This is a genomic window from Streptomyces sp. NPDC087844, from assembly GCF_044742785.1.
Classification (GTDB): domain Bacteria; phylum Actinomycetota; class Actinomycetes; order Streptomycetales; family Streptomycetaceae; genus Streptomyces.
Genome location: NZ_JBIUVD010000001.1, coordinates 41290 through 58403, shown reverse-complemented (window position 1 = coordinate 58403; position 17114 = coordinate 41290). Strand labels below are relative to the sequence as shown.

At 70.5% G+C, this 17114-nt stretch carries 14 protein-coding genes; 6 read left to right on the top strand and 8 right to left on the bottom strand.

What is annotated here, in order from left to right; translation table 11 throughout:
• Positions 1–83: 83 nt before the first annotated feature.
• From fdhD to ACIOKD_RS00210, 5 genes are read right to left on the bottom strand one after another with little or no spacing between them, the layout of a single operon-like run.
• Entirely contained in the window at positions 84–947 is an 864-nt protein-coding gene (gene fdhD, locus ACIOKD_RS00230) for a formate dehydrogenase accessory sulfurtransferase FdhD (RefSeq protein WP_402076425.1), read from the bottom strand.
• 7 nt (positions 948–954) lie between these two features.
• Positions 955–1815, bottom strand: a complete 861-nt coding sequence (locus ACIOKD_RS00225) for a 2Fe-2S iron-sulfur cluster-binding protein (RefSeq protein ID WP_402076424.1) — start codon at positions 1813–1815, stop codon at positions 955–957.
• On the bottom strand, positions 1812–3635 hold the full coding sequence (locus ACIOKD_RS00220) for an NAD(P)H-dependent oxidoreductase subunit E (RefSeq protein WP_402076423.1): 1824 nt from the start codon (positions 3633–3635) through the stop codon (positions 1812–1814). Before ACIOKD_RS00220 ends, ACIOKD_RS00225 begins: the two co-directional genes overlap by 4 nt.
• Before the next feature lie 32 nt (positions 3636–3667).
• Positions 3668–5593, bottom strand: coding sequence for a molybdopterin oxidoreductase family protein (locus tag ACIOKD_RS00215; protein ID WP_402076422.1), 1926 nt, complete (start codon positions 5591–5593; stop codon positions 3668–3670).
• Positions 5594–5639: 46 nt separating this feature from the next.
• A complete protein-coding gene (locus ACIOKD_RS00210) occupies positions 5640–6611 on the bottom strand; it encodes a 2-dehydropantoate 2-reductase (RefSeq protein WP_402076421.1) in 972 nt (323 codons plus the stop codon).
• Between the two features lie 409 nt (positions 6612–7020).
• Here ACIOKD_RS00210 and ACIOKD_RS00205 point away from each other — a divergent pair, with 409 nt between their 5' ends.
• The 5 genes from ACIOKD_RS00205 (at position 7021) to ACIOKD_RS00185 (ending at position 11207) form a co-directional block, all read left to right on the top strand.
• Complete coding sequence (locus ACIOKD_RS00205; protein WP_402076420.1) at positions 7021–8337, top strand: OFA family MFS transporter; 1317 nt, start codon at positions 7021–7023, stop codon at positions 8335–8337.
• Positions 8324–8485, top strand: coding sequence for a hypothetical protein (locus tag ACIOKD_RS00200; protein ID WP_402076419.1), 162 nt, complete (start codon positions 8324–8326; stop codon positions 8483–8485). Before ACIOKD_RS00205 ends, ACIOKD_RS00200 begins: the two co-directional genes overlap by 14 nt.
• A 207-nt stretch (positions 8486–8692) precedes the next feature.
• Entirely contained in the window at positions 8693–9631 is a 939-nt protein-coding gene (locus tag ACIOKD_RS00195) for a beta-ketoacyl-ACP synthase III (RefSeq protein WP_356538381.1), read from the top strand.
• 150 nt (positions 9632–9781) lie between these two features.
• Positions 9782–10462 carry a GntR family transcriptional regulator gene (locus tag ACIOKD_RS00190; RefSeq protein ID WP_402076418.1) on the top strand — a complete coding sequence of 227 codons (681 nt, stop codon included), beginning with the start codon at positions 9782–9784 and terminating at the stop codon, positions 10460–10462.
• A 64-nt stretch (positions 10463–10526) separates the two neighbouring features.
• Positions 10527–11207, top strand: a complete 681-nt coding sequence (locus tag ACIOKD_RS00185; protein WP_402076417.1) for a TetR/AcrR family transcriptional regulator — start codon at positions 10527–10529, stop codon at positions 11205–11207.
• A gap of 35 nt (positions 11208–11242) precedes the next feature.
• On the opposite strand, the gene ACIOKD_RS00180 is transcribed toward ACIOKD_RS00185, so the two are convergent.
• From ACIOKD_RS00180 to ACIOKD_RS00170, 3 genes are all read right to left on the bottom strand, one after another.
• Positions 11243–12895 carry an FAD-dependent oxidoreductase gene (locus ACIOKD_RS00180; protein WP_402076416.1) on the bottom strand — a complete coding sequence of 551 codons (1653 nt, stop codon included), beginning with the start codon at positions 12893–12895 and terminating at the stop codon, positions 11243–11245.
• Positions 12896–12944: 49 nt separating this feature from the next.
• Positions 12945–13913 carry a diiron oxygenase gene (locus ACIOKD_RS00175; RefSeq protein ID WP_402076415.1) on the bottom strand — a complete coding sequence of 323 codons (969 nt, stop codon included), beginning with the start codon at positions 13911–13913 and terminating at the stop codon, positions 12945–12947.
• Between the two features lie 78 nt (positions 13914–13991).
• Complete coding sequence (locus ACIOKD_RS00170) at positions 13992–15527, bottom strand: flavin-containing monooxygenase (RefSeq protein ID WP_402076414.1); 1536 nt, start codon at positions 15525–15527, stop codon at positions 13992–13994.
• A gap of 383 nt (positions 15528–15910) precedes the next feature.
• Here ACIOKD_RS00170 and ACIOKD_RS00165 point away from each other — a divergent pair, with 383 nt between their 5' ends.
• Positions 15911–17092, top strand: coding sequence for an ROK family protein (locus ACIOKD_RS00165; protein ID WP_402077623.1), 1182 nt, complete (start codon positions 15911–15913; stop codon positions 17090–17092).
• Positions 17093–17114 lie beyond the last annotated feature (22 nt).

Below are 17114 nucleotides of genomic sequence, written 5' to 3'. Positions count from 1 at the left end.
ACGGGAGTGAGGCGGGGCCCCTCCGGCGCAGGGGGCGCTCCCCGCCGGATCGGGGCCCCGCCGCCGTGCAGCGGGGAGACCGGTCAGCTCTGAGCGGCCGCGGCCTGCAGAGCGATGCGGTGCTCGCCCGCGTACACGTTCATGGAGGTGCCCCGCAGGAAACCGACGAGGGTCAGGTTCGACTCGGCGGCCAGGTCGACCGCGAGCGAGGAGGGCGCCGAGACCGCGGCGAGCACCGGGATGCCTGCCATCACCGCCTTCTGGGCCAGCTCGAAGGAGGCGCGTCCCGAGACGAGCAGGACCGTGCGGGAGAGGGGCAGGGAGCCGTTCTGGAGGGCGCGGCCGACCAGCTTGTCGACCGCGTTGTGCCGGCCCACGTCCTCCCGGATGTCGACCAGCTCGCCGTCCTCGGTGAACAGGGCCGCCGCGTGCAGACCCCCGGTCCGGTCGAACACGCGCTGCGCCGCGCGCAGCCGGTCGGGGAGGCTCGCGAGCAGTTCGGGTCCGAGCCGTACCGGGGGAGCCGTGTCGCCGTGCGTGTCGTCGATCGTCCAGCGGGCCGTCGTGCGGACCGCGTCCAGGCTGGCCTTGCCGCACAGCCCGCAGGACGACGTCGTGTACACGTTGCGTTCGAGCGTGATGTCGGGGATGACGAGACCGGGCGCGGTCCGCACGTCGACGATGTTGTAGGTGTTGGAACCGTCCACGGTGGCGCCGGCGCAGTAGACGATGTTCTGCAGTTCGTCGGCCGCGCCGAGCACCCCCTCGCTGACCAGGAAGCCCGCCGCGAGCGCGAAGTCGTCGCCCGGGGTGCGCATCGTGATCGCGAGGGCTTTTCCGTTCAGCCGGATCTCCAGTGGTTCCTCGGCGACGAGCGTGTCCGGGCGGGTGGTGACCACCCCGTCCCGGATGCGGATCACCTTGCGTCGTTCCGTGACTCGTCCCATGTCCTGATCAGTCCCGGTTCTGTACGTGCTGGTAGCCGAAGCGGCCCTTGATGCAGAGGTTGCCGTGGGTCACCGGGTTGTCGTGCGGCGAGGTGACCTTGACGATCTCATTGTCCTGTACGTGCAGGGTGAGATTGCAGCCCACTCCGCAGTAGGCGCACACCGTGGTCGTCTCGGTCTGCGCCGACTCGTCCCACGTACCCGCCGCACGCATGTCGAACTCCGACTTGAACGAAAGTGCCCCGGTCGGGCACACCTCGATGCAGTTGCCGCAGTACACACAGGCCGACTCGGTGAGGGGTCCGTCGTGTTCCACGGCGATCCGGGCGTCGAAGCCGCGGCCGACGACCGAGATGGCGAAGGTGTTCTGCCACTGGTCCCCGCAGGCGTCCACGCACTTGTAGCAGAGGATGCACTTGCCGTAGTCGCGCACATAGAGGTCGTTGTCGATCCTCGGCTGCTCGTCGACGCGGGCCGCGTCGGGGCCGAACCGGTCGGGCTCGGCCTCGTACTCCTTGAGCCATCCGGCTACCTCCGGTGTGGTCGACAGGTCGACGGAGGACGCGAGCAGCTCAAGGACGATCTTGCGGCTGTGTCTGGCCCGCTCGGTGTCCGTGCGCACCTCCATGCCCGCCTCCGCCTTGCGGGAACAGGCGGGGACGAGGGTGCGCGCGCCCTCGACCTCGACGACGCAGACCCGGCAGGCGTTCTTGGGGGTGAGGGTGTCGCCCTCGCACAGGGTCGGGACGTCCTTGCCCGCCGACCGGCAGGCGTCGAGGATCGTCGAGCCCTCCGGCGCCCGCACCGGATCGCCGTCGATCCGGAACTCCAGCAGGCGGCGGGGGATCCCCAGCGGTATCAAGGTCATTCGTACGCCCCCAGACGGTCGATGGCGGATTCCACGGCGTTCCACGCGGTCTGTCCGAGACCGCAGATCGAGGCGTCCTTCATGGCCCGCCCCACCTCCCGCAGCAGCGTGATGTCGGCGGCGGCGTCCGCGCCGGTCCGCTCGACGATGCGGTGCAGGGCCTCCTCCTGGCGCACGGTCCCGACCCGGCACGGCACGCACTGCCCGCACGACTCGTCCCGGAAGAACTCGGCGATCCGCAGCAGCAGACGCGGCAGCGGCACGGTGTCGTCGAAGGCGAGTACGACCCCCGAGCCGAGTGTCGTGCCGGCCGCCCGGGTGCCCTCGAAGGTGAGCGGGATGTCCAGCTCGTCGGGCCGTACGAAGCCACCGGCCGCGCCGCCGAGGAGCACCGCGCGCAGCCTCTCGCGTACGCCCGCGAGCTCCAGCAGCTCGCCCAGCGTCGCGCCGAACGGCAGCTCGTAGATCCCGGGGCGGTCCACGCTGCCCGACACGCAGAACAGCTTGGGCCCGGTGGAGCCGCCGGTGCCGATCGCCGCGTACGCCGAGGCCCCGCCGGTGAGGATCGGCAGGACGTTGACCAGCGTCTCGACGTTGTTCTCGGCGGTCGGCTTGCCGAACAGACCCTTCTCCACGGGGAAGGGCGGTTTCGACCGCGGCTCTCCTCTGTACCCCTCGATGGAGGCGAAGAGGGCGGTCTCCTCACCGCAGATGTACGCGCCCGCGCCGCGCCGGATCTCGATGTCGAAGGCGTACCCCTGGCCGAGGACGTCGTCCCCGAGCAGCCCGCGCGCGCGGGCCTGCCCGATGGCGTGCTCCATGCGGTGCAGCGCTCGCGGGTACTCGCCGCGCAGGTAGAGGTAGCCCTTGTGCGCCCCGACCGCGTACGCCGCGATCGTCATCGCCTCCACGAGGGAGTACGGGTCGCCCTCCATGACCACGCGGTCCTTGAAGGTGCCGGGCTCGGATTCGTCCGCGTTGCACACCAGGTAGTGCGGGTGGTCGGGCTGGGACGCCGTGGCCTGCCATTTGCGGCCGGTGGGGAAGGCGGCGCCGCCGCGCCCGACCAGGCCCGCGTCGGTGACCTCGCGGATGACCGCGGCGGGGCCGATCGCGAAGGCCTGCCGCAGGGCCGTGTAACCGCCGTGCGCCCGGTAGTCGTCCAGCGACGCCGGATCGACCACGCCGACCCGGCCGAGCAGCAGCAGGGAGGGGTCCCCGGCCTGCGGGACCGCCAGCGCGGCGGGCGGCTCCTCGGGCGCCGAGTCGGGTGCGCCCGCCGCGAGCACGGCGCGCTCGACGGTCGCGGGCGCCGCCACGGCCGTACGCACCGGGTCCCCGGCCTTGATCGCGAGCGCGGCCGGGGCCCGCTCGCACAGGCCGAGGCAGGGGCTGCGCTCGACGCTGACGCCGCTGCCGGGGCCGAGGCGGGCCTCGACCCCGGCGCACAGCTCCGACGCTCCGGCCGCCGCGCACGCCAGGTCCGTGCACACGTGCAGGACCGTCGCCGGGCGCGGTTTCACCGAGAACATCGCGTAGAAGGTGGCGACCCCGTACGCGTCCGCCGGCGGCACGGTGAGCCGCCGGCACAGGTAGTCGAGGGCGCCCTCGCTGATCCAGCCGATCCGGTCGTGGACGGCGTGCAGCCCCGGCAACAGCAGGTCACGACGTTCCCGGGCCTCTCGCCCGCCGCGTGCCCACCTGAGGTCGGCGTCGCTGCGGTCGGCGCCCTCCCACGAAGACTCCGGAGGACCGAGCAGCGTGTCGATGGCCGCCCGTTCCTCGTCCGTCGGTTTGCTGTCCCCGAAGTGCAGGTCCACTCACATCACCTCAACTGACTCTCACTTGAGTCTCACTTGACTTGAATCGCGACCGGCAGTTTTTCGATCCGGATCGCCGACGCCTTGAACTCCGCCGTCCCCGCGATCGGGCAGTTGGCCTCAATCGTCAGCTGGTTGGTGTCCACCTCGTCGGGAAAGTGCATGGTCATGAACGCGAGCCCGGGCCGCAGCGCGGTGTCGACCCACACCGGAGCCACCACCGCACCGCGCCGCGAGGAGACCTGGACGTGCTCGCCGACCACCACGCCGTAGCGCTCCGCGTCCTCCGGGCACAGCTCGACGAACTCACCGCGCCGCATCGGCGAGGCGAAACCACCGCTCTGCACACCGGTGTTGTACGAGTCGAGCCGCCGCCCGGTGGTCAGCCGGATCGGGAACCGCTCGTCCGTCAGATCGACGGGCGGATCGTGCTGGACGAGCCCGAAGGGCGCGAGACGGCCCCGCGCGGCCGGGTCGGACTCCCACAACCTGCCGTGCAGATAGGTCGGTTCGATCCGGTCCGTCCGCGGGCAGGGCCACTGGATGCCCTGGTGCTCCGCCAGCCGCTCGTACGTCATCCCGTAGTGGTCCGGGGAGACCGACCGCAGCTCGTCCCACACCGCCTCGGAGTCCTCGTACTTCCACTCGTGTCCCATGCGGGAGGCGAGGTCGCAGAGGATGTCGATGTCCTCGCGGGCCTCGCCGGGCGGGACGACCGCCCGGCGCACCCGCTGAACACGCCGCTCGCTGTTGGTCGTGGTGCCCTCGGTCTCGGCCCAGCCGGCCGTCGCGGGCAGCACGACGTCCGCCAGCTCGGCCGTCTTCGTCAGGAAGATGTCCTGGACGACGAGGAAGTCCAGGGCCCGCATACGGCGTACCGCCTGCTCGCTGTCGGCCTCCGACTGCGCCGGGTTCTCCCCGATGCAGTAGACGGCCCTGAGCGAGCCCTCCTCCATGGCCTCGAACATCTCCGTCAGGTTCAGCCCGTAGTGCGGCTCGATGACGGTGTCCCACACGGACTCGAACTTCAGCCGGGTGTCCGGGTCGAGGATGTCCTGGAAGCCGGGCAGCCGGTTCGGGATGGCGCCCATGTCACCGCCGCCCTGCACGTTGTTCTGCCCGCGCAGGGGCTGCAACCCCGAGCCGAAGCGCCCCACATGGCCCGTCAGGAGCGACAGGTTGATGAGCGCGCGGACGTTGTCCGTGCCGTTGTGGTGCTCGGTGATGCCGAGCGTCCAGCACAGCTGGGCGCGCTCGGCGCGGGCGTAGGCGTGCGCCAACTCCCGTATCGCGGCGCCCGGTACGCCCGTCACCTTCTCCGCGAGCGACAGCGTCCACGGTTCGACGAGCTGCTTGTACTCCTCGAAACCGGTGGTGGCCCGCTCGATGAAGGCCTCGTTCGCGAGGCCCGCCCGGATGATCTCGCGGCCGATCGCGTGGGCCATCGGTATGTCGGTGCCCACGTTCAGCCCGAGCCAGCTCTCGGCCCACTCCGCCGTGGAGGTGCGGCGCGGGTCGACCGCGTACATCCGGGCGCCGTTCCTGATGCCCTTCAGGACGTGCTGGAAGAAGATCGGGTGCGCGAAGCGGGCGTTGGAGCCCCACATCACGACCAGGTCGGTGTGCTCGACCTCGGCGTACGAGGAGGTGCCGCCGCCCGAGCCGAAGGCCGCCGACAGGCCCGCCACGCTGGGTGCGTGGCAGGTGCGGTTGCAGGAGTCGACGTTGTTGGTGCCCATGACCACGCGGGCGAACTTCTGTGCCACGTAGTTCATCTCATTGGTCGCGCGGGCGCAGGAGAACAGGCCGAACGCGCCGCGCGCCGCGCCCAGGCCCCGGGCGGTCCGGTCCAGGGCCTCGTCCCAACTCGCCCTGCGCAGCGGCTCGTCACGGGAGTCACGGACCATGGGGTACTGAAGTCGGTTGTAGATTTTGGGAGTTCGGTCTCGCTTCCTCATACGGCGGTCCTCAGGTTCTGCACGGGGAGGTTCTGTGTGGGGCTCCTCATGCGGCGGTCCTCAGTGCGAGCAGGTCCGAGATGGCGTGGACGGTGCGGAGCGTGGGCACCGGGACGTCGGTGATCTCCGCCAGTTCGACGACGGCGGCGAGCAGCACGTCGAGTTCGAGCGGTTTGCCGCGCTCCAGGTCCTGCAGCGTGGAGGTGCGGTGGTCACCGACCCGCTCCGCGCCGGCCAGGCGCCGCTCGATGGAGACGCCCACCCGGCAGCCCAGTGCCTCGGCCACCGCGAGCGTCTCGGTCATCATGATCTCGATGACCCGGCGGGTGCCGCCGTGCAGGCACATCTGCCGCATGGTGGCCCGGGCCAGGGCACTGATGGGGTTGAAGGAGATGTTGCCGAGCAGCTTGAGCCAGATGTCGTTGCGCAGGTCCGGCTCGACCGGGCACTTGAGTCCGCCGGCCACCATGGCCTCGCCGAACTCCGTACAGCGCGCCGAGACCGTACGGTCGGGTTCGCCGACGGAGAACCGGGTGCCTTCGAGATGGCGGACCACTCCTGGTCCCGCCAGTTCGGTGGCCGCGTAGACGACACAGCCGATGGCCCGGGAGGGCGCGATCACCGCACCGACCGCGCCGCCGGGGTCCACGCTCTCGACGCGGTGGCCGTCGTGCGGTCCGCCGTGCCGGTGGAAGTACCACCAGGGAATGCCGTTCTGCGCGGCGATCACCGCGGTCGTGTCGTGGAGAAGAGGCTCGATGAGCGGCCCGCACGCCGCGTACGAGTTGGCCTTCAGGCCCAGGAAGACGAAGTCGACCGGGCCGACCTCGGCCGGGTCGTCGGTGGCGTGGGCCCGGGCGGTGAAGTCGCCGCGCGGGCTGAGCACTCGCACTCCGTGCTGCCTCATGGCCGCGAGATGCGGTCCACGGGCGATGAGGTGCACATCGGCACCCGCGCGATGCAGCGCGGCTCCGACGTAGGCGCCGATCGCACCGGCGCCGAGAACTGCCACTCTCACCGGAACCTCCTCGTGAAGAGGTTCCGGTCGTATCGGCCGACCTGCTTTTCGGCCGGGGGTCCGGGGGTTGCTCCCCGGGATGGCACTGCCACTTGGGGGCTCCGTTCGGTCGAGGGTACCGAGGAGACGCTGAACAGCGTTGAAGCGTGTTGAACCATGTCGACTGAATATTGTCTACAGTATGGGAGTTGGGGCAGCAAGGGTTCGCGCAGCACCCGACCGTCTCCGGGGTTCGCTGAGGGTCGCGTACCGAACACCCTTGGTAGAGGCACGGAGTTCGGCTGGAAATACCGTTCGTCGGCCGAAACCGACCGTTCACCGCAGCCCCCGTACCGTTCACCGCATACGGTCGACCAGTTCGGGTGGAGCGCCTTCCCAATCGAACAACCGCTTCCTATCGTCCGGGATCATGAGTCCCCCTGTAGCCCCACCGGGCTGGAGCCGCTGGCTGGTCCCGCCCGCGGCCCTGTCGGTCCACCTCTCCATCGGACAGGCCTACGCCTGGTCCGTGTTCAAGCCCTCCCTGGAGTCCGCGCTCGACCTCAGCGGCACCCAGAGCGCGCTGCCCTTCCAGCTCGGCATCGTGATGCTCGGCCTGTCCGCCGCGTTCGGCGGCACACTCGTGGAGCGCAACGGACCGCGCTGGGCGATGACGGTCGCCCTGATCTGCTTCTCCTCGGGCTTCCTGCTCGCCGCTCTCGGTGCCGCCACCGAGCAGTACTGGCTGATCGTGTTCGGCTACGGCTTCGTCGGCGGTATCGGCCTGGGCATCGGCTACATCTCGCCCGTCTCGACGCTCATCAAGTGGTTCCCGGACCGGCCGGGCATGGCCACCGGCATAGCCATCATGGGCTTCGGCGGCGGCGCGCTCATAGCCTCGCCGTGGTCCGCCCAGATGCTGGAGTCCTTCGGCTCCGACAGTTCGGGCATCGCGCTGGCCTTCCTCGTGCACGGACTGACGTACGCCGTCTTCATGTCGCTCGGTGTGCTGCTCGTGCGCGTGCCGCGTCCCCCGAAGACCGCGGCCGACGGCACCCCGGCGCCGCTGGAAGGCGTACAGGTCTCCGCGAACAGTGCCGTGCGCACCCCGCAGTTCTGGCTGCTGTGGATCGTGCTCTGCATGAACGTGACCGCCGGCATTGGCATCCTGGAGAAGGCCGCGCCGATGATCACCGACTTCTTCGCGGACACCTCGACCCCCGTCTCCGTGTCGGCGGCGGCCGGTTTCGTGGCCCTGCTCTCGGCCGCGAACATGGCGGGCCGGATCGGCTGGTCCTCGACGTCCGACCTGATCGGGCGCAAGAACATCTACCGCGTCTACCTGGGCGTCGGCGCGATGATGTACGCGCTCATCGCCTGGGTCGGGGACTCCTCGAAGCCCGTGTTCATCATCGCGGCGCTGGTGATCCTCTCCTTCTACGGAGGCGGCTTCGCGACCGTCCCCGCTTATCTGAAGGACCTCTTCGGGACCTACCAGGTCGGCGCGATCCATGGGCGGCTGCTCACCGCCTGGTCAACGGCCGGGGTCCTCGGACCGCTGATCGTCAACTGGATCGCGGACCGGCAGGAGGAGGCCGGCAAATCCGGAGCGTCCCTCTACGGGCTGTCACTGGTGATCATGATCGGGCTGCTCGCGGTCGGCTTCGTCGCCAACGAACTCGTCCGGCCCGTCGACGCCCGCCACCACGTCCCCGCCCAGAAGGAGGCCGCAGATGTCCACGAGTGACAGCAGCCCGCCCGACGGCGCCGCGGCGGCCGGCCCGGCGCCCGACCGCCGTCCGCTGATCGTCTTCGCCTGGGTCTGGGTGGGAGCCCCGCTGGCCTATGGTCTGTACGAGCTCGTACGGAAAGCGACCCAGTTGTTCACGGGATGAGTGCCCGGCTCTCCGCCCGGCACGGGCGCCCGGGCATGATCATGGGGTAGGTGCCCGAACGCCCGCTGGAGGGATGTTCGGGCGTCCGGGGTCTGACGGAAGCCGACAAGGGTGACGCGGCAATCCTGTGGCTTCACGTGCCCACGTACCCGTGAGTACCTGATCAGACTGGTGAGTCCCGTTACCCCGGCAAGCAAGGGACCGCCCATGAACGGCTCACGCATCACCGCCGTCGGCCATTACCAGCCCGCCAGGGTTCTCACCAACGAGGACCTGGCGGAGCTGGTCGACACCAGCGACGAGTGGATCACGAGCCGGGTGGGCATCCGTACGCGCCACATCGCCGGACCCGACGAACCGGTCGACGAGCTGGCCGCGCACGCCGCCGCCAAGGCCCTGGCGGCGGCGGGCCTCACCCCCGAGGACATCGACCTCGTCCTGGTGGCCACCTCCACCGCCGTCGACCGGTCGCCGAACATGGCCGCCCGGGTCGCCGCCCGCCTCGGTATCCCGTCACCGGCAGTCATGGACCTCAACGTGGTGTGCGCGGGCTTCACCCACGCGCTCGCCACCGCCGACCACGCCGTACGGGCCGGGGGCGCGACCCGCGTCCTGGTGATCGGCGCCGACAAGATGTCCGAGGTCACCGACTGGACGGACCGCACGACCTGCGTCCTCGTCGGGGACGGGGCGGGGGCCGCCGTCGTCGAGGCCGCCGAGGAGAGCGCCATCGGACCCGTGCTCTGGGGCTCGGTGCCCGAGATGGGCCACGCGGTACGCATCGAGGGCACCCCCGCGCGGTTCGCGCAGGAGGGCCAGAGCGTCTACCGGTGGGCGACCACCAAGCTGCCGGCCATCGCGCGCAAGGCCTGCGAGCGCGCCGGGCTCACCCCCGAGGACCTCGCCGCGGTAGTGCTGCACCAGGCGAACCTGCGGATCATCGAGCCCCTCGCCGGGAAGATCGGCGCGGTGAACGCCGTCGTGGCACGCGATGTCGTCGAGTCCGGCAACACCTCCGCCGCCAGTATCCCGATCGCCCTGTCCAAGCTCGTCGAACGCGGCGAGATCTCCACCGGCGACCGGGTCCTGCTCTTCGGCTTCGGCGGCAATCTGTCGTACGCGGGTCAGGTCATCCACTGCCCGTGACCTGCGGGTCCTGCGGAGTGTGACGAGGCCGACTCCCCCGCGGCCTGGCCATTGTGCGCCGTAGACTGTAGACGAAAGACAATTGATACTGGCTTTCAGGCTGCCGTGCTGTCAGCGCACACGCCGCCACTGCCCAGGAGGGGGACCGCGATGTTGTCGACCGGACTGCCGCAGGGGTCCGTGCCGAAGCTCGAACGGCCGGGGCCGCTCAGGGACCGCGTCTACGAGGCCCTGCTCGAACTGATCACGACACGCGCCCTCCAGCCCGGTCAGCACCTGGTCGAGAGCGAGCTGGCCGGGCACCTCGGGGTCTCCCGGCAGCCCGTGCGCGAGGCGCTGCAGCGGCTGAACACGGAGGGGTGGGTCGATCTGCGGCCCGCCCAGGGCGCGTTCGTGCACGAGCCGACCGAGGCGGAGGCCGACCAACTCCTCACCGTGCGCACCCTGTTGGAGGCCGAGGCCGCCCGGCTCGCGGCGGCCAACACGGGCACCTCCGGCATCGCCGACCTGGAGGAGCTGTGCGCCCAGGGCGAGGCGGCCGTGGCCGACGACGACGTGGACGCCGCGGTCGCGACGAACGCCCGCTTCCACGCCAAGGTCATGGACCTCGCCGGGAACACGGTCCTGGCCGAACTGGCGGCGCAGGTCGACCGGCGCGTGCGCTGGTACTACACCCCGGTCGCCCGGCAGCGCGGGCGGCAGTCCTGGATCGAGCACCGCGACCTGATCGCCGCGATCGCGGACCGCGACGAACAGCGCGCGACCGACGTCATGCGCGTCCACACGGAACACACCCGCACGACGTACCACGCCCGGCCGCGTGACCAGTAGTGGCTTGTCGCGTCCGTGCGGTCGTGCGTCCGTGTGTCCGCCGGGACGTCGATAGTGTGGCGAGATGGCTGACAGAACCGGCGGCGAGCCGCAGATCGACGGGCGCTCCACCCGCTGGGACGACCACAAGGCGCAGCGACAGGTCGACCTGGTGGACGCGGCGGTGGCCCTCATCGAGGACGAGGGCACGCGCTTCAAGCTGCAGCGGCTGGCGGAGCGCGTGGGTCTGCCGCGGTCGGTGCTCTACCGGCACTTCAAGGACCGCGCCACCCTGGACGAGTTGATCCGCCGGCGGGTGGTGGAGTCGTTCATGCGGGGGATCGAGCCCACTCTCACCTTCGAGGGGACGATCGAGGAGTCCGTGCGGCGCGTGGTGGGCGCGCATCTGGACTGGGTGGCCCAACACCCGCGCCTGTACGCCTACATGGGCGTCGGGGAGCACGCGATGGGCGACGGGTCGCTGGTCGCGGACACCAAGGCGGCCATCGCGCTGATGCTCAGCGACCGGTTCGGGGACGTACTCAAGGCACTCGGGGTGCCCGAGGCGCCGATCCGTTCGGTGGCGATCGGCATCGTGGGGTTCGTGGACACCTGCGTCAACCAGTGGGTACGCGACGACCGGCGCGAGCTGTCCGAGGAGGAGTTGCGCGAGATGCTGTGCCGTTCGGTCTGGGCGGTGCTGGACGCGACGCTGCGGAACCTGGGCGTGGAGCTCTCGCCGCAGCAGCGGGTGGCGGATCTGTAGGCAGGCCTGCGGAGGGCTTGAGCCTGCTCCCTGGGTCAGCTGCGTACCACCGGGGTGGCTCGCGCGGCGCGGTGCAACGCCTCGGTGTCCGTGAACTTGACGCGCGGACGGCCCTGGGCCTCGCCCGCCGCTCGTTCCGCGCGGTCTATCGCGCGCCAGGCGTCCACTCCCAGCGAGCCCACCCCCAGCGCGTCCGCCCTCGGAGCGTCCGCTCCCTGCGCGTCCGCCGTCGTGCCCGTACCGCCTATCGGCTGCGTCAGGCGACCGGCGGCGAAGTCGTCCAGGAGGGACTCGACCGTCTCGTGGGCGCAGGTCTTGTTCGTCCCTATGAAGCCGGTGGGCCCGCGCTTGATCCAGCCCGCGACATAGACGCCGGGCTCGACCCTGCCGCCCTCGTGGGGGACGGTCGCGCGGGCCTCGTCGAAGGGCAGGCCGGGGACGGGCCGGGCGCGGTAGCCGACGGAGCGCAGGACGAGGCCGGTCTCCAGGGTCCGTGTGTCACCGGTGGGCAGGGCGCGCATGGTGCCGTCCTCGTCGGTGTGCAGCGCCGTGGCGGTGATCTCCAGGGCCCGGACGGACACCTCCCCGGTGAGCCGTACCGGGCTGGTCAGGAAGCGCAGCACGATACGGCGGCGATTCTCGACCGGCGTCCGGGCGGCCAGTCGCGACAGGAGCCGGGTCTTGTCGGTGGCGGAGGCGTCCAGGTCGTCGGGCCAACCCTCGACGGCGACGTCCACGTCCTTGAGGGCGGCGAGCGCGAGGAGCTCGGGCAGGGTGAACGCCGCCTGGGCGGGTCCGCGCCTGCCCAGCAGAACGACCTCACGGACCTTGCTGCCGCGGAGCGCGGCGAGCGCGCGGTCGGAGATGTCGGTACGGGCCAGCACCTCGGGGTCGGCGGTGAGGATGCGGGCGACGTCCAGGGCGACGTTGCCGTTGCCGATGACGACAGCTCGCTCGGTGTCCAGGACGTGCTCGTCGTGCGCGCGGTCGGGGTGGCCGTTGTACCAGGCGACGAAGTCCGTCGCGGAGACACACCCCCGCAGGTCCTCGCCCTCGATGCCGAGGCGTTTGTCGGTCGAGGCGCCGACGGCGTAGATCACCGCGTGGTGCTCCCGCAGGAGATCGGCGTGGGTGAGGTGGGTGCCGATCTCGACGCCGAGGCGGTAGCTGAAGCCGGGCTGCGATTCGATGGTCCCGAAGAGCTGGGTGACCTGCTTGGTGTCCTGGTGGTCCGGAGCGACGCCGGCTCGCGCGAGGCCGTACGGCGTCGGGAGCCGGTCGTAGACGGTGACGCGTACACCGCGGTGGCGCAGCAACTCGTCCGCGGCGAAGAGACCGGCGGGGCCGGCACCGACGACGGCGACGGACAACTCGCCCGCCGGGAGGGCGCGTCGTCGGGGCACGACGTACATCGGCGTGCGGTCGGCGTGCGGATTCTCCTTGTAGTAGGAGGCGTTCAGCTCCAGGAACGGCAACTCGGCGCCGCTGAGCGCCGTATGGGGCTTGAGCGCGTCCACCGGGCAGGCGGTCGTGCAGGCGCCGCAGTCCACGCAGGTGAGCGGGTCGACGTACAGCATCTCGGCCGTCGCGAAGCCGGGTTCGCCCGGCGCCGGGTGGATGCAGTTGACCGGGCAGGCCAGCACGCAGGAGGCGTCGGCGCAGCAGGATCGGGTGACGACGTACGGCACGGCGGGCTGGTCTCCGTTCGGGGAATGGCGATGCGGAGCTGTTGGCGGCTCAGTCGGTGTGCAGGGCGGGCTCACCGCGGAAGCGCGCCGGGCGGCCGTCGATGCGCAGGGCCCTCCACAGCGGGCGGGACACCTTGTTCATCAGGCCGATGTCCTGGGCGAGCATCCGCACGTCGGAGAAGAGCTCGTGGAGCATCCGCTGTCCGGCCTCGGACTTCCAGAAGACGTCCTTGATCACCCAGGCCGGGATGCCGACCTGCGCCGCGGACTTCCGGTCGGGGATCATGATGACGTCGCACAGGGTCCGCATGATCAGCGGGAAGAGGACGGACAGGGCGCCGCGGCGGACCTTGCCGAAGCGCGGGACGCGCAGCCGCAGGAACTCGTGGGCGAAGGAGATGTGGCGGGCTTCCTCGGCGATGTGGATCTGCATGATCCGCCGCGGGAGGGGATGCACCGGCTCCCCGCTGCGCAGGGCGCCCTTCTGCAGGTGGTCGATGGGCTCCTCGCCGGCCAGGATGCCGGTGAAGAACGCCTCGGGGTAGAGGGAACCGGCCAGCGGCAGGACCCGGCTGAGCTGCCGGAACCAGCGCTTGCCGCCTGCGGTGTCCACGCCGGTGCGGTTGACCAGCTCCTGGAACATCTGGGTGTGGTGGGTCTCCTCGGTGATCTCGTGGGTGAGATACCTGAACTCCTGGTCCCGGTTGTCCAGTTGGTAGATGTAGTCCAGGGCTCCGCGCATGAGGAGGTTCTCGAACTGCATGCCGACCTTCGCGATGACCGCCCAGCGCCAGATCCCGATACGGATCCGGGCTTCGAGTGACTGTTCCTGGTACCAGGGGTGGGCGCCCAGGGCGTCCGCGCTGGTGAGCACCCAGCGCGGGTCGTCGAGGTCCACGGCGAACTCGGGGTCGTCCCACCTGATATCGACGAATGCGTTGAAGGCGACGTTCACGGAGCCTTCGGACAGGGTCCGCAGGCGCTCGTCGTAGAGCTTCCTGGTCAGGTTCGCGGTCATCTTCGTCCTCGGTTGTCTGCTCGGCCGCCATGGGGGGAGGCGGGTGCGCGGGCCGGTGCGATGGTGCGGGCCGGACGGTCAGGCGACGCGGGGCGTCTCCTGGGCGTCGGCCGCCGTGTCCGTGGCGGACGTGCGTGCGGAGGTCTGCGGCCCCGCCTCGGCGAAGTGCAGCGGGCCGTCCTCGATGGGGGCGTCCTGGAGCATGGCGCGGTCGCGGTAGTAGTTGTTCCACAGCCGCCACGGGGCGCGGGTGCCCTGGCGCGGCATGACCTCGTCGGCGCGGGTGATGTAGCCGGAGGTCAGCGCCTCGCCCATGACGGAGGCCGCCGAGCGGTCACCGCCGGAGGCCATCGGGGTGGCGACGGCATGCCCGTGGCGCCGCATGTACGCGATGAGCCGGGCGGTGTAGTCGGCCGCCAGATCCGCCTTCAGGGTCCAGGAGGCGTTGGTGTAGCCGATGACCAGGGACATGTTTGGGACGCCCTCCAGCAGGACGGCCTTGTAGAGCACGCGGTTCCTGACGTCCACCGGGCGGCCGTCGACGGTGAGTGCCATGCCACCCAGGAGGCGGACGTTCAGGCCCGTCGCGGTGACGACGATGTCGGCCTTCAGCTCCTCGCCGGACTTCAGGCGGATGCCGTCGGCGGTGAAGGTGTCGATGTGGCCGGTGGCGATCGACGCCTTCTTGTTCTTGAGCACCTTGAACAGGTCGCCGCCGGGGACGATGCACAGCCGCTGGTCCCAGGGCTTGTAGTGCGGGCTGAAGTGGCGCATGTCGACGTCTTTGCCGGCCCGGGCCCGTACCAGGCCGAGGAGGATCCTGCGGGCGAGGCGGGGGTACCTGCGGCAGAAGACGTAACTCCCGCGTTGCAGCGCGATGTTGCGGGCGCGGGCGATCCGGTGCGTCAGCCGGGCCGGCGCGCGCAGTATCTGCAGGAGGCGGGTGAGCGGGTCGATCTCGGGCAGCCCGAGGACGTACGTGGGTGAGCGCTGCAGCATGGTCACGTGCGCCGCGCCGTCGGCCATCGCGGGCAGCAGGGTGATGGCGGTGGCCCCCGAACCGATGACGACCACACGCCGTCCCGTGTGGTCGAGGCCCTCCGGCCACTGCTGTGGATGGACGAGGGTGCCCCGGAAGTCCGCCTCGCCGGGGAACCGCGGCCGATAGGGGGTGTCGTAGTCGTAGTAACCGGTCGATCCGATGACGTAGCCCGCGCTGTACGACTCGCGTTCGCCGGTGCTCTCGTCCTCGACCTCGACGGTCCATCGGCCGGTGGCGTGCGAGAAGTCGGCGCTGATAGCCCGGCGGCGGAAGCGGATGCGCTCCAGCACGCCGTCGTCGGCCGCGGTGTCCTCGACGTACTGCCGGATCTGCGCGCCGTCGGCGAGGATGCGTGCGTCGTGCCAGGGGCGGAACCCGAATCCGAAGGTGCGCATGTCGGAGTCGGAGCGGACACCGGGGTACTTGAAGAGGTCCCAGGTGCCACCGACGCGGCTGCGGCGTTCGAGTACGACGAGCGAAGCGCCGGGAACGGCACGCAGTACGTGGCATGCGGCACTGACGCCGGATATTCCGGCGCCGATGATCAGGACGTCGACGTGCTGCTGCTCCATCGCGAAGGATCCTCACTGACGGCTGACGATTGCTCAGAAACGTGGCTCGACTTCAGTGCGCTACCCGCAATTTACCTGCGACGCCATGTTTCAGATACCCCCGGTAACGTGTCGTAGATCACATCGCGTATCGGGTCGGGCCCCGTTGGGGGCGCGGGGAACTGCGCGCCCGGCCGCTACGCACCCGCAGCCGGAAAGCACCCCTCGGGCGGAGCCCGAAGTGCCTCCGCGCGGCGCCGGCGCACGCTTCTTTGTCCACTCAGTGGAAAAAGTCGTAGGTAATTCCTGCGCAACTTCTTCCCACTCCCGGCAGCCACTGCTACGTTCCCCTCGAAAGACAACGACGGCGGTGCCGATGAGGCGGGGAGGGGCTCGTGAGACGTATGACAGCGCGACCCGGGAACGCCCACCAGGCGCGCCTGCTCAGACTGCTGCGTGACGGCGGCCCCAACTCACGGGCGCAGCTGGGAGACCAGGTCGATCTCTCCCGGTCCAAACTGGCCGTGGAGGTCGAACGGCTCCTGGAGACCGGCCTCGTGGTGGCCGACGGACTCGCCGCCTCCCGCGGCGGCCGGCGGTCCCACAACATCCGGCTCGCTCCGGCGCTGCGCTTCCTGGGCGTCGACATCGGGGCCACCTCGATAGACGTGGCCGTCACCAACGCGGAGCTGGAGGTGCTGGGACACATCAACCAGCCCATGGACGTACGCGAGGGACCGGTCGCGGTCTTCGAGCAGGTCCTGTCCATGGCAGCGAAGTTGAAGGCATCGGGACTCGCCGAGGGGTTCGACGGCGCCGGCATCGGGGTACCCGGTCCGGTTCGCTTCCCCGAGGGTGTCCCGGTCGCCCCGCCGATCATGCCGGGCTGGGACGGATTCCCCGTCCGCGAGGCGCTGAGCCAGGACCTCGGCTGCCCCGTCATGGTCGACAACGACGTGAACCTGATGGCGATGGGGGAGCAGCACGCGGGCGTGGCCCGCTCCGTGGGCGACTTCCTCTGCGTCAAGATCGGTACCGGTATCGGCTGCGGGATCGTCGTAGGCGGTGAGGTCTACCGCGGTACGACGGGCAGTGCGGGCGACATCGGCCACATCCAGGCCGTACCGGACGGCCGCCCGTGCGCGTGCGGCAACCGGGGCTGCCTGGAGGCCCACTTCAGCGGAGCGGCCCTGGCCCGCGACGCCACGGACGCCGCTCACCAGGGGCTTTCCCAGGAACTCGCGGCACGACTGGAGGCGGCGGGCGTCCTGACCGCCGTCGACGTCGCCGCCGCCGCTGCCGCGGGGGACGCCACCGCGCTCGATCTGATCCGCGAGGGCGGCACCCGCACCGGCCAGGTCATCGCCGGACTCGTCAGCTTCTTCAACCCGGGCCTGGTGGTGATCGGCGGCGGAGTGACCGGCCTCGGCCACACCCTGCTCGCCGCGATCCGCACCCAGGTCTACCGCCAGTCGCTGCCTCTCGCGACCGGCAATCTGCCCATCGTCCTGGGGGAGTTGGGCCCCACCGCCGGAGTCATCGGCGCGGCCCGCCTCATCAGCGACCACCTCTTCTCACCCGCGTGACACCCGCCCAGAGCCGCACACA

Coding starts and splice junctions, on each gene's coding strand:
- fdhD (WP_402076425.1), bottom strand. CDS start 947: ATGGGACGAGTCACGGAACGACGCAAGGTGATCCGCATCCGGGACGGG.
- ACIOKD_RS00225 (WP_402076424.1), bottom strand. CDS start 1,815: ATGACCTTGATACCGCTGGGGATCCCCCGCCGCCTGCTGGAGTTCCGG.
- ACIOKD_RS00215 (WP_402076422.1), bottom strand. CDS start 5,593: ATGAGGAAGCGAGACCGAACTCCCAAAATCTACAACCGACTTCAGTAC.
- ACIOKD_RS00205 (WP_402076420.1), top strand. CDS start 7,021: ATGAGTCCCCCTGTAGCCCCACCGGGCTGGAGCCGCTGGCTGGTCCCG.
- ACIOKD_RS00200 (WP_402076419.1), top strand. CDS start 8,324: ATGTCCACGAGTGACAGCAGCCCGCCCGACGGCGCCGCGGCGGCCGGC.
- ACIOKD_RS00195 (WP_356538381.1), top strand. CDS start 8,693: ATGAACGGCTCACGCATCACCGCCGTCGGCCATTACCAGCCCGCCAGG.
- ACIOKD_RS00190 (WP_402076418.1), top strand. CDS start 9,782: ATGTTGTCGACCGGACTGCCGCAGGGGTCCGTGCCGAAGCTCGAACGG.
- ACIOKD_RS00185 (WP_402076417.1), top strand. CDS start 10,527: ATGGCTGACAGAACCGGCGGCGAGCCGCAGATCGACGGGCGCTCCACC.
- ACIOKD_RS00175 (WP_402076415.1), bottom strand. CDS start 13,913: ATGACCGCGAACCTGACCAGGAAGCTCTACGACGAGCGCCTGCGGACC.
- ACIOKD_RS00170 (WP_402076414.1), bottom strand. CDS start 15,527: ATGGAGCAGCAGCACGTCGACGTCCTGATCATCGGCGCCGGAATATCC.
- ACIOKD_RS00165 (WP_402077623.1), top strand. CDS start 15,911: ATGACAGCGCGACCCGGGAACGCCCACCAGGCGCGCCTGCTCAGACTG.